Source organism: Streptomyces lavendofoliae, from assembly GCF_014649735.1.
Taxonomy (GTDB): Bacteria; Actinomycetota; Actinomycetes; order Streptomycetales; family Streptomycetaceae; genus Streptomyces; species Streptomyces lavendofoliae.
On sequence record NZ_BMTP01000020.1, the window covers coordinates 14,881 to 25,651 of the forward strand.

General features: G+C 70.5%; 15 protein-coding genes. All 15 read left to right on the forward strand.

Annotated elements, in window-relative coordinates:
* Positions 1 to 860 precede the first annotated feature (860 nt).
* The 15 genes from IE109_RS28710 (at position 861) to IE109_RS28780 (ending at position 10,770) form a co-directional block, all read left to right on the forward strand.
* Complete coding sequence (locus IE109_RS28710) at positions 861 to 2,111, forward strand: cell wall protein (RefSeq protein WP_189554280.1); 1,251 nt, start codon at positions 861 to 863, stop codon at positions 2,109 to 2,111.
* Positions 2,104 to 2,925 (forward strand): DciA family protein, encoded by an 822-nt coding sequence (locus IE109_RS28715; protein WP_189554281.1) that lies wholly within the window; start codon positions 2,104 to 2,106, stop codon positions 2,923 to 2,925. The genes IE109_RS28710 and IE109_RS28715 overlap by 8 nt, the downstream gene beginning before the upstream one ends.
* A gap of 88 nt (positions 2,926 to 3,013) precedes the next feature.
* Positions 3,014 to 3,178 carry a hypothetical protein gene (locus IE109_RS28720; protein ID WP_189554282.1) on the forward strand — a complete coding sequence of 55 codons (165 nt, stop codon included), beginning with the start codon at positions 3,014 to 3,016 and terminating at the stop codon, positions 3,176 to 3,178.
* Between the two features lie 86 nt (positions 3,179 to 3,264).
* Complete coding sequence (locus IE109_RS28725) at positions 3,265 to 4,428, forward strand: ParA family protein (RefSeq protein ID WP_189554283.1); 1,164 nt, start codon at positions 3,265 to 3,267, stop codon at positions 4,426 to 4,428.
* The gene (locus IE109_RS28730) at positions 4,425 to 5,525 is read left to right on the forward strand and encodes a ParB/RepB/Spo0J family partition protein (RefSeq protein ID WP_189554284.1); all 1,101 of its coding nucleotides are present in this window, start codon (positions 4,425 to 4,427) and stop codon (positions 5,523 to 5,525) included. Before IE109_RS28725 ends, IE109_RS28730 begins: the two co-directional genes overlap by 4 nt.
* 600 nt (positions 5,526 to 6,125) lie before the next feature.
* A complete protein-coding gene (locus IE109_RS28735) occupies positions 6,126 to 6,485 on the forward strand; it encodes a hypothetical protein (protein WP_189554285.1) in 360 nt (119 codons plus the stop codon).
* 219 nt (positions 6,486 to 6,704) lie between these two features.
* The gene (locus IE109_RS28740; protein WP_189554286.1) at positions 6,705 to 7,241 is read left to right on the forward strand and encodes a hypothetical protein; all 537 of its coding nucleotides are present in this window, start codon (positions 6,705 to 6,707) and stop codon (positions 7,239 to 7,241) included.
* Positions 7,242 to 7,361: 120 nt separating this feature from the next.
* Positions 7,362 to 7,616: a hypothetical protein gene (locus tag IE109_RS28745; protein ID WP_189554287.1), complete on the forward strand. Its 255-nt coding sequence runs from the start codon at positions 7,362 to 7,364 to the stop codon at positions 7,614 to 7,616.
* Between the two features lie 198 nt (positions 7,617 to 7,814).
* Positions 7,815 to 8,159 carry a hypothetical protein gene (locus tag IE109_RS28750; RefSeq protein WP_189554288.1) on the forward strand — a complete coding sequence of 115 codons (345 nt, stop codon included), beginning with the start codon at positions 7,815 to 7,817 and terminating at the stop codon, positions 8,157 to 8,159.
* A 122-nt stretch (positions 8,160 to 8,281) separates the two neighbouring features.
* Positions 8,282 to 8,731 carry a hypothetical protein gene (locus IE109_RS28755; RefSeq protein WP_189554289.1) on the forward strand — a complete coding sequence of 150 codons (450 nt, stop codon included), beginning with the start codon at positions 8,282 to 8,284 and terminating at the stop codon, positions 8,729 to 8,731.
* Between the two features lie 18 nt (positions 8,732 to 8,749).
* The gene (locus tag IE109_RS28760) at positions 8,750 to 9,022 is read left to right on the forward strand and encodes a hypothetical protein (RefSeq protein ID WP_189554290.1); all 273 of its coding nucleotides are present in this window, start codon (positions 8,750 to 8,752) and stop codon (positions 9,020 to 9,022) included.
* Positions 9,019 to 9,372, forward strand: a complete 354-nt coding sequence (locus IE109_RS28765; protein ID WP_189554291.1) for a hypothetical protein — start codon at positions 9,019 to 9,021, stop codon at positions 9,370 to 9,372. Before IE109_RS28760 ends, IE109_RS28765 begins: the two co-directional genes overlap by 4 nt.
* A 112-nt stretch (positions 9,373 to 9,484) precedes the next feature.
* Entirely contained in the window at positions 9,485 to 10,075 is a 591-nt protein-coding gene (locus tag IE109_RS28770; protein ID WP_189554292.1) for a hypothetical protein, read from the forward strand.
* On the forward strand, positions 10,068 to 10,439 hold the full coding sequence (locus IE109_RS28775; RefSeq protein ID WP_189554293.1) for a hypothetical protein: 372 nt from the start codon (positions 10,068 to 10,070) through the stop codon (positions 10,437 to 10,439). The genes IE109_RS28770 and IE109_RS28775 overlap by 8 nt, the downstream gene beginning before the upstream one ends.
* Entirely contained in the window at positions 10,432 to 10,770 is a 339-nt protein-coding gene (locus IE109_RS28780) for a hypothetical protein (RefSeq protein ID WP_189554294.1), read from the forward strand. Before IE109_RS28775 ends, IE109_RS28780 begins: the two co-directional genes overlap by 8 nt.
* Position 10,771 lies beyond the last annotated feature (1 nt).

A 10,771-nucleotide genomic window follows, 5' to 3' on the forward strand; every position in this document is an offset into this window, starting at 1 on the left:
GTCAACCGGTAGGCTGCGCCTTGCGCCAGACGACCACTCAGGTCCGAGGCGCGACGAGACAGCAGGACGGCCCCACTCCCCCCGGCTGGTAACCAGGGATCGATGCGGGGCCGGTGCGCCGAAGGCAGTCCTTCCCGACTCCTCCGGCCGGCCGCCAACCTCACAGACAGGTGACGACGTGACGAAGACTACCCGCCCACCCGGGCGCTCAGACAGTGGGACCCGAGACTCCGGCGTGAACATCACACCGCCGCCGTCGAGCGAGGGCCCCGTCACCACGACCCACATCAGCGCGTGACCGCCGTCGGCGGGGGAGCCCATTCCTGGCACCCCGGCGACCCCACCGCTACCGGTTACGTCCCAAGGCTCGGCGAGCACGTCTTCTGCTTCCGACCCTCAGATGGCGAGACCTGCTGCGGTCTCGTCGACGACAACCGGATGGGGCTGTTCTTGAGCACCTGCCGCAATCATCACCGAGTGGTTCTGACGGCAGCTCGCTGGAACGTGCTCCCCACTGACCCGTGCCAGATCCAAGGCACGCAGACATCACCCAGTAAGGGAGATCAGTTGACGTAGTCGAACTGTTGGCGGGAGGTCTCCCGCTCCCCTGCCAGGGAGCGCTTCCTCTACCGCCGGCCGCTGATCCGTTTGGTGGTGCCACCCACCGACCGGAACTCACGGCCTCGTACCACGGCCCGGCCTGCCAGCCGAGCTAAGGCCCATCGGGTGCCACCCCGAGGGCGATTGGTTCGCCAGAACCCAGACCCACCGAAGCGGGGCTTTTTCATGCCCTCTTCCAGAAGAAGGACGGGTACATAGTGCAGCACCGCACACCCTCTTGTCAGCTTGAGCACGCCCGCATGGGCGTTTCGTCCCCTATTTCCCCCACGGTCGACGGCATCGAGTGCCACGAAACCGCCTTCCAGCCGGTCCGCGGTGCCGCCCAGGAAGTCGCCCACACCGCGTCCCGGCGCACCGGACCGCGCCGCTGGCTGCGCTCCGTCGAGTGGCTCGTCGCCGCCGGCTTGCACCCGAAGGCCAACGCCACGACCCTCCGGATCGCCGAGGACCTCGCCGGGCGCATGGACTACGACACCGGGCACGCCCGCTACTGCCTCGACGAGATGGTCGCCCGACTCGGCGTGAACCGCGCCACCATCAAGCGGCACATCGCCTTCCTCCGCGAACTCGGGGCGCTGGCCTGGGTCCAGCACGGCACCCGCGCCAACATCCGCCGCGCCCTCGGCATGAAGGGGTACGCCGGTACCGCGACGGTGTACGCGGCGGTCATCCCGGCCGTCTACGACCACGCCATGGGGCACCGGATCGTCGGCAGCGGGTACACCGCCCGGATTGTCATCGACCAGCGCGGCCAGGCCCCGGCCCTTGTGGACAACCTGCCTGTGGACAACGAGGGCTCCACCCGGTGTGCGCCCCCTTCCCTTACCTGTGATGAGGAAGAGGGAAAGCTGAAGGTAGAGGGTGGTAGGAACTACACCCCGCGTACCGCGCGTCGGAACAGCCCGACCATCCCCCAGCAGAAGACCAGCAGCAGCGAGGGGACGGCTGCGCGCCGTAGCCCGCTGCAGGTCGCCCGGGACATTCGCATCGCCCGCCAGGTCCGGCCGCTGGTGAACTGGACCCAGCGCGAAGGTCTCCGCCGTCTCGCGTACGCGCTGCGGCCGCTGATCGACCGCGGCCTGGACGCCATGCAGATCGCCGACGAGCTGGCCGGCATGTGCCTGGGCTGGCGGCCGAAGCAGCCCGCGAACTTCCTGCGCGCCACCCTCGCCAAGGACGCCGCCCACCTCGAGGCCCAGGCCGCCGCCGAGGAGCTCCTCGCCGCCCAGACGTGGACCACCGCCGACGAGGACGACGTCGACTCCCTCGCCCGCCTCTTCGGCATCCCCGCCGCCGAGGAGACGCCCGAGCCGGAGCGCACCGACCACGACCGGTACCTCGCCCGCCGCGACTGGAGCATCTGGCCCGACGTCGCCGCCCACTACGCCGACGACGCCGACGACGCGATCGACCTGTACGGCGTGCAGCTCGTCACCTACGCCATCCGCATGGACGCCGCCGCCAAGGACCGGGAGGCCCGCTATGTCTGACCAGCCCCAGCAGTCCGGGCGGGACCTCGCCCGCCAGGCCCTCGCCGCCTACAAGGCCACCCGCCGCACCCACCCCGCCGGCAAGCCCGCCACCAAGCCCCGGACCCGAAGCCGCGACCGCGGCAGCGGCCGGGACCCCGTCGCCTTCGGCGCCGTCCTCGGCACCCTCGGCGCCGAGCAGGGCTGGGACACCGCGCTCAAGGGCGGCAGCCTCACCGACCGGTGGGCCACCATCTGCCCCACCCAGTACGCCGGCAAGCTCCGCCCCACCGCGTTCGACCCGGCGTCCGGCACGCTCCAGCTCGTCACCGACTCCCCGGCCGTCGCCACCGACCTCCGCATCCTCGGCAGCATGCTCATCCAGCACCTGAACAAGCAGCTGCCCGCCAGCGCGGGCAAGGGGCCCATCCGGCGGCTGGCCGTCCAGCTCGGCAGCGTCGCCGACCGTAGCCCCGCCACCGCGCCGACACCCCCCGGGCCCGCGCCGGAACTGGCGCCGGTCCGCACTCGGGAGGCCGCCTCCCCCGGCTACCAGCGTGCCCGCGCCGCAGCCCTCGCGCACAAGCCCGACCGCGACCACCTCCTTGACGAGAAGCTCCGCGCCGCGATCGCGGCGGGCGACCGGTGGCTCGCCGACCCCGCGAACCGGGAACCCGAGGACGCCTTCCCCGACGCGGTCGAAGCGCAGGAGCGGGCAGCCGCCGCGGTCGGCCCGACGCCCGGAACTCTCGAGGCCGCCGTCGCGGCAGCCCTCGCGTACAAGTACGAGGGCGGCCACCGGCGGGAGCCCCGCCGACTGTTCGAGGCGTCGTGAACGGTCGCGGCGTCGACCCGGGGCAACGCGCGCCCAGTTCTGCGGCAGCGTGATCCACGAACCACAGGCCCCGGCCGAAGGAGCACGCATGCCCCAGCAGTACCCCGACACCTGGCACGACCTCGAGGCCGCCGCCGAACGTGCCTGGCTCGACCAGTGGGTTCGCGACCTTTATTACGGCGTAATAGTCGAGCCCTATGGAGAGACCGCAGTGGACCCGGCTGTACGGGCACCCGTCTTCATTACGGCGTAATAACCGGTGGACCTGTCCGGGTGAACTGGCGTCGATTGGCGGCCCCGGTGGCTCACTTCACCCCGTGACGTCAGTAAGGTGACGTCATGGCATCTCCGTACCCCCAAGGAGACCGGGAAAAGGTGGCGTCCAAGCTGCCTGCCGCGCTCCGACAAGAACTGAAGATCCGGGCAGCTGAACTCAGTCTGGACATCCAGGACGCCGTCACCGACGCAGTCAGCACTTGGCGCGAAGGACCGGCCAGCACGACGACCCTGGACACCACCGGCGCCGACTCGTTCAGCACCTGGCTTCCGCCCGGCATGTACGACGCCTTCAAGGAGACTTGCACCCAGCGCGGTATCTCCTTCATCCAAGGGCTCGCCCAGGCTGTCCGCCGGTGGCTGGACACGCATCCTTCCCCGAGCGCACAGCCGGCCGGAGGCGACCCGGAGCGGAAGATCGTCTGCAACCAGAAGGGCGGCGTCGGTAAGACAGCCGTGTCCGCCGGGGTGGCCCAGGCGTACGCGGAGGACGGCAAGCGGGTCCTCCTCGTGGACTACGACCCCCAGGGCCACCTCAGTCAGCAGCTCGGCATCCCGCAGATCCCCCCGGGCGAAGACAGCCTCGTCTCCCACATGGTCGGCGAGGGCAAAGGCAGCCTCCACGACCTTGTGGTCACCCTCGAAGACCCGCGGTTCGGCAAGCGCCTGGACGTCCTGCCCTCCTGCTTCGACGGGTTCCTCCTCGATGCGCGTGTGGGCGTCAAGGCCTACACCGGGCGCGGTTACCAGAAGGAGGCCGCCCTCGAGCTGGCTCTGGCGCCCGTTGAAGCTGACTACGACGTCATCGTGATCGACTGCCCGCCCAGCCTCGGGATCGCTATGGACGCCGCGCTGTACTACGGCCGCCGCCGCCCCGGCGAGCGGGCGGGTGTCTCAGGCGCCATCATCCCCGTCCTGGCCGAGGACTCCTCCGCGACCGCGTACAGCATGCTCGCCGGCCAGATCAGCGACCTCAGCGGCGACCTGAACCTGGACATCGACTACCTCGGCCTGGTGGTCAACCTGTACGACTCCCGGCGTGGGTTCGTCGCCACCTCCTCCCTCAAGTCGTGGAAGTCACTCGGCACCCCGCCGGTCCTCGCGGTCATCAACGACCTCAAGGAGCAGCGCGAAGCCGTGCGCCAGACCAAGCCGCTCCTGGCGTACGCGCCGTTGAGTGAGCAGGCCGAGGCCATGCGGCAGATCGCCAGGGGAGCCAGCGCATGAGCAAGGCCGAGACTCTTGGCGCCTCCAGCGCCTTTGCCTCTGCGGCTGGAGCTATCAGCGCCCGCCGGATGGTGACCCAGCAGGCCTTTGGCCAGTCGACGGCGGGGCCAGTCACCGAGGTACCGGTCACCGACATCAGCCTGAACCCGGCGAACCCGCGGTCGGAGCTCGGCAACCTGACCCAACTGGCCGGCAGCCTGAAGGACCACGGACAGAAGACCGCGATCAGCATCATGAGCCGCGAGGCCTACCTTGCTGCTCACCCCGGGCACGTCGACAAGCTGGAAGCCGGTACCCGCTACGTCGCCGTCGACGGCAACTCCCGCTTGGCGGCCGCCCGGGAAGCAGGCCTCAAGACCCTGAAGGTTATGGCCGACGACGACCTCGGCAAGGACGCCGACGACCTGCTGGAGTCGTCCCTGGTCGCGAATATCCACCGCCGTGAACTGGACCACCTGGACGAGGCACGCGCCCTTGAGCGGCTGCTCACGATCCATGGGACTCAAGAGGCACTGGCGGCCCGGCTGCACCGATCGCAGGGATGGGTATCGCAGCGGCTGTCGCTTCTCAAGCTGACCCCCGAGCTGCAGGAGCGGCTCGAACGCGGCAAGGAGCCGGCGGACCTCCTGCGTCGGGTCGGGAACAAGAAGCCGGAGGAGCAGGCCGCCCACCTTGAGCGGTTGAAGCAGGAGCGGAAGGCGAAGCAGCGGGCTAACGTCGCGAAGGAGAAGCCTGCCCCTGCCGTGACGCGCCATCCCCATGCCGGCGTGGTGGACGTCGCGCGCTCGGGCGAGGACGGCGGTTATTACGACGTAATGGAGGAGCGGCGCCAGCAGGAGCCAGCCCCTGTGTCGCGCGACGAGCCCTCAGCGCCGCCAGCTGTCGCGCCGCCGGGGCGCGTCGCCGATAAGGCGGACGCGCCCGTCCCTGCCCTGCGGCACACGAAGGGCGAAGACCAGTCCGATCTTCCGTGGGATGACGTTGAAGCTCTGGCCGACATCATCTTCAGCAGGCTGTCCAAGGAGCATCGGCTGGAGCTGACCATGGTGCTGCAGCGGAAGAACCGAGAAGCGGCACACGCCGCCGCCGGGTCCTGACCTCCAGCCGCCCGTTCCCGCCGCAGGGCGAGGGCCTGCGGCGGGAACGGGCGGGATTCGGTCGTCTTCGCCCTGTGTGCCGGGGTTTTTGCGCCACCCGTTCGAGTGGAGTGCGGTATGGCCGAGCCTGTGCGGGGGACACGGTGCTGGCCGACTGGGCCATGGCCCGTCGGCCAGGGGCGCCGGGCCCCCGTGGGGGTTCGCAGCCCGGCCCCCTGCACCCCTTACGCCACATGCGATCCGCTCCCGCCAGGGCCTTCCCGCTTGCCGAGGACCGGGGCTAGACTGCCGTCATCTGACGGGCATGCCCGTGAGGTCATCGAGAGCCCCCGCACGGGGTGGGTTGTTGTCGGCAACACCAACCCCCCAGCGCCGGGGGTTTCTTCATGCCCGAATCCGGATCGCTGACCTGGCCAGGATCGATCTACCCGACGGTCAGGAGAGCATCAAAAAATGAGCCTGCCCTTACCCATGTATCGATTTTGGTGTCACAGTGGGCATCCCACGGTGCTGGACTGGCAGCCGGCGCCGACAGGGCGCGGGCATCGACCGGCCCGCGCTGTACGCCCTTCCCATCTGCCGGAGGAGCGGAGACGCCCCATGTCCGCAGCAGAGCCCACGATCCCCGAGCCCGCACACGGGCCCATCGGGTCGGTGATCCACCTGGCGCAGCACCCCAGCGCTGCTCGTTCCCGTGTCGCTGCCCGCCGCACGGACCCTCCGTCGACGGGATATGACGTCAGTCCCCTGCAGAAGCTCACCGAAACCATCCAGAGCATCTTCCGGGCGCGGGGTATGACGCTGGCGGACGCGGCGACCGCCGACGCCTATGAGGCCACGCTGGACGTGGTGGAGCTGATGATGCGCAGCGCGACCGCTCGCGGGCATGTGGCCGCCGAGCAGTACGAGACGCTGCGTCAGATGCTCGACGAGATGCGGGCCGTCCCCGAGGCCGTGTGAATATGCCAATTGCTGACGCTCCGTAAGATTCCCCGGACCAGCAATAACGCAACGCACCGTTGATCTCTTAGAACTATCTGTTCAACAGGTGACTAAAGCGTGCCATGATGGGGCGTCCGGAACGACCCGGAGTGACAGCCTCCGGCCACCGGCGCGCGCCCGGAGCCCCCACCCCGTCACGCACCGCGCCCCCGGCCGGCTGAGGGAACGGGGACCCCTATGGGCCAGGACGAAGACAGCTCCACACCGGCACGACGACTCAAGCTCCTCGAGGGCTTCATAGCCCCCGGGCGCACCGGCGGTGACGCGGCCCGCACAGCCCCCACCGCCACATCCCGCCCCGCAGCGGTCCTCGACGTCATCGACCACATGCACGCCTCCGTCGACGAGGTCATCACCCACACCCGCGCCCACGCGCCCGGCGCCCGCCGGCCCGCCGACCTGTCCGACATCTACGACTGGGCACGCGAGCACACCGCCGACCTCGCACCGGCCGACCAGCGCGCCCGCGAAACGCTCATCTACCGCCAGAGCCTCGAGCACGCCATCCAGATGGGCGACACCAAGGTCGTCCGCCCGCACCCCTGCCCCGCCTGTGGCTGCTTCGGGCTGCAGTGGATGGCCGCCATGCGGCGGGCGGTCTGCACCAACCTGCGGTGCGTCGACGCCGATGGCATGACGACGGCGTGGACATTGCGCACTCTCGCCAAGGCGCACATCGCCCGGCAGGAAAGTCGGTACGTCAGGGCAACCTGAAGGACTCCTTGCTGGTCTAACCAGCAACCCCGGCCCACCTCTCACCACAGCATCACCACCCTCACCCGTATATCGGCCGCCGGAGCTGCGAACGATGGCCGTCGATCCCGGGAGCCCCTTATGGCCATTGAGCACCTCGCACCGGAGCACCACCGCACCGTCCCCGCCGACCTGGAATCCCTCGAGGACCTGGCCGCGCTGCTGGCCGAGACCGGGCACCCCGCGTCGGTCAGGGAGATCCGACGCTGGATCGAGAGCCGCGAGCTGTACACCGAGCGCCGCGGCCCCAAGCGGAAGATCTACGCCTCCAACACCGAGATCCTTGAGGCGCACCGCGACTGGGTGCACAGCCGTGCCAGACGCGGGGTCTTTTGAAGAGGCCCCCCGGTAAGGCGCCTGGCCGGCCAGGCGCCCCTCGTCATCACCAGCCCCGCCCGAATCCATCGGGCGGGGCTTTCTCATGCCCTCACGCCATAACCCATTGCTTCAGCAATAGGTTATGTGTCATGCTGGCAGGGCCGACAACAACCCGCCCCACCGGCCGGTTGGAGCAACCCCACTTGTGAGGTCCCCATGGCCAACGCCGTGATCAGCCGCGCCCACAGCAAGCCCCGCGAAATCAAGCTGCACCAGCTGCCCGCCCCCATCGCGGACCAGCTCAACCAGCTCCTCGACCAGGCCGACCAGCACGCCGAACGCCGCGACCTCGCCGCCTACGCCCTGCTCCACGCCCAGGCCGTCACCCTCATCGGCATACGGCAGCCCACCCACGGCGAACTCGCCCGCTGCACCTGCCAGGCCTGCTACTGCGACACCGTCTTCGACGAGCACCAGGCCCGCTACTACCTCGACGGCAACGTCGAGTTCATCCAGTGCCCCGGCTGCGTCGACGACCACCTCATCCACGTCGACGACTAGCCCCCGAGCTCCCCGGCCCCGGGTCGAGCACCCGCGCGCACCACCAAGGCGCGGCCGCTCCCCAGGGCCGGGTGAAAACCCCTCCCCGCACCACCCCCGCACCGCCGAACCGGGAGACCGCCATGCCCCACACCAAGCGCATCCACGAAATGGTCGCCATCCACATCCGCTGCAGCGGCCTGCACACCGGCCCCCAGTTCGCGGCCCCCGGTCCCCGTCCGTGCCTCGACCTGTGCGCCGCCTACTACCTCGTCGCCGAGGGCGGGCCCGTCCCGCTCGAGTTCTACAGCGACGAGACCGCCTCCATCCGCCTCATCGAGTGCAGCGCCGGCGCCATGCAGGCCATCCGCTCCCTGTCCGCCGCCCTCGACACCGAGCCGCCCGTCACCACCATCGCCCCCGGCGTCGACGTCCCGGACTACATCGAGCACGTCTCCCACTGGGCCGCCACCCCCGCCATCGGCGAGCAGCGGCCGCCCACCGAGTCCGAGGTCATCGGCCGCATCCTCCGCGCCACCCGGGCCGAGCCCAGCCTCCTCGCCTACCTCCCGACCCAGCGGCACGCCGCCTGACCCAGCAGGAGCCCCGCCATGAGCGTCATGACCATCGCCGCCACCGCCCTCGACGACAACCACAACCCCGACCACGCCCGCGGCCGCGCCGACGCCTACGACGCCCTCCACGACGGCCACACCCCCCAGGCCCTCGCCGACCGCCTCGAGTGGATGGAAGACCCCCGCATCAGCGACTACCCCGCCGCCTACCTGTCCGGGTACCGCGCCCAGCTCCAGGACGCCGCTGCCTCCGCGTACGCCCTGCGCACCGCCGTCCTCGACCACGACGACTACTGGACCACCCGGTGAACGCCCGCGAGGCGATCCGCCGATACGTGAACCTGCTGGCCGACTCCTGGACACCGCGCGAGAAAACCGACGAGCGCGTTGAGCAGGTGTACGCCGCAGTACGGAGCGAGGTCCTGCACGACTTGGCGGCCGACGCTGATGATCACGACGGGCACATCACCGCCCAGGAACTCCGCCGCATGGCCGACGCCGCCTCGCCGAACCGGAAGTGCGGCCAGACCAAGTCCATCAGCGGAGCCGACTACCCGCCGTGCGCGCTGGCCGCTGACCACCAGGCCGCCTACTGCCGCAGTGCCGACGGGCAAACGCTCTTCCTCGCGGCCAGGCGCTCGCTCCACGCCGCCTCGTGACCTGGCCGGCCTGGATCGCCGCCGCCTCCGGCCTCATCACCGCCGTGCTGATCCTCCGCGACCAGCACGGCACCCACACCACCCAGCAGGACCCTCCGGACGGAGAACCGCCGTGAGCACCAACACCCGCACCCGCAAGCGCACCCCCAAGAAGCCCCGCCCCACCGCCTGGAAGGGCCCCCAGCTCACCCTCGTCGACCTCCGCCGGCCCCTCCCCGCACGCCGGACCCGCGCCGTCGGGTCCGCCACCCCCGCCCAGCTCGCCGAAGGCCACGCCGCCCTCGCCGCCGCCTGGTGCCGCCTCCTCATACCCGCCCTCGCCTGGCACGCCCTCCCCGGCACCGGCGCCGCCGCCCGCATCGGCGACACCCTCCTCGTCCACCACGGCGGCCACACCTACTCCTTCACCGCCTGGACCCCCTGCCCCATGGGCGCCCACCACGCACAGCCGGTCACCAGCCCCGCCACCCTCCACACCGCCCGCCTCGCCGCCGCCGACTGCACCACCCCCCACACGGGCCCCGACGCCGCCGAAGCCCTCACCCGCGGCGTCCAGCCCCCGCCCGCGCCCGAACCCCCGGCCGTCACCAACCTCGCCCAGGCCTTCCGCCACGACGCCGAGCGCACCCAGGAACTCAACGTCGCCGACCTGCGCGCGGCTGCCGCCGACACCGAACAGCCCAAGGAGCACCCCGTTGACTGACATCCCCGAACCCACCGTCGTGCCAGTTCGGTACCTGGTCAGCTGCCTCCCCGAGGGTCACGACGACCGATGGCTCTTCAGCATCCAGGTGGAGTACCGCGGCAACGGACTCTGGGCCGTCAAGCTGCGCAGCCAGACCCTCGGCGCCGACGGCACCTGGTCGTTCGGCCTCCGCTGGATCGAAAGTAACCGGGAACCGGACCCCAGCGAGGTCGACGCCTACGACAAGGCCCAGGCGGCATGGCTGGCCGAGCACCGCTTCGACCACGACACCGCCCTCCGCCTCGCCCGCGAGCACGCCCCCCGCCTCCGGTACCGCGGATACACCGTCGCCGACGCCCTCCGCGAGACCAGCCGTGGCTGACCACGCCTACATCCAGCGGCTCTCCGCCGAGCTCGACGCCCTCATCTCCGAGTTCCGCATCCCCTGCCTCACCCCGCCATACCAGCGCCTCACCGACCTCCGCGTCGTCCGACGAGACGACGGCCACGGCGACGGGTGGGCCGTCCTCGACCACGACAACCACGCCTGGACCGGCACCGCCTGGCAGCCCCTGGCCGCACTCTCAGCCTCCGACACCTACCACTACGACCGCGACACCGCACTCAACGAGGCATTCCGCATCGCTCCGCTCCACCCCCAGCCGGCCAAGACCCCCACCGGCTACGCCCACCCCCTCACCCAGGAGCACTGAC

What these genes read in the sequence shown, in the direction of transcription:
- IE109_RS28710 (WP_189554280.1), top strand. Translation starts at nt 861, where the DNA reads ATGGGCGTTTCGTCCCCTATTTCCCCCACGGTCGACGGCATCGAGTGC.
- IE109_RS28715 (WP_189554281.1), top strand. Translation starts at nt 2,104, where the DNA reads ATGTCTGACCAGCCCCAGCAGTCCGGGCGGGACCTCGCCCGCCAGGCC.
- IE109_RS28720 (WP_189554282.1), top strand. Translation starts at nt 3,014, where the DNA reads ATGCCCCAGCAGTACCCCGACACCTGGCACGACCTCGAGGCCGCCGCC.
- IE109_RS28725 (WP_189554283.1), top strand. Translation starts at nt 3,265, where the DNA reads ATGGCATCTCCGTACCCCCAAGGAGACCGGGAAAAGGTGGCGTCCAAG.
- IE109_RS28730 (WP_189554284.1), top strand. Translation starts at nt 4,425, where the DNA reads ATGAGCAAGGCCGAGACTCTTGGCGCCTCCAGCGCCTTTGCCTCTGCG.
- IE109_RS28735 (WP_189554285.1), top strand. Translation starts at nt 6,126, where the DNA reads ATGTCCGCAGCAGAGCCCACGATCCCCGAGCCCGCACACGGGCCCATC.
- IE109_RS28740 (WP_189554286.1), top strand. Translation starts at nt 6,705, where the DNA reads ATGGGCCAGGACGAAGACAGCTCCACACCGGCACGACGACTCAAGCTC.
- IE109_RS28745 (WP_189554287.1), top strand. Translation starts at nt 7,362, where the DNA reads ATGGCCATTGAGCACCTCGCACCGGAGCACCACCGCACCGTCCCCGCC.
- IE109_RS28750 (WP_189554288.1), top strand. Translation starts at nt 7,815, where the DNA reads ATGGCCAACGCCGTGATCAGCCGCGCCCACAGCAAGCCCCGCGAAATC.
- IE109_RS28755 (WP_189554289.1), top strand. Translation starts at nt 8,282, where the DNA reads ATGCCCCACACCAAGCGCATCCACGAAATGGTCGCCATCCACATCCGC.
- IE109_RS28760 (WP_189554290.1), top strand. Translation starts at nt 8,750, where the DNA reads ATGAGCGTCATGACCATCGCCGCCACCGCCCTCGACGACAACCACAAC.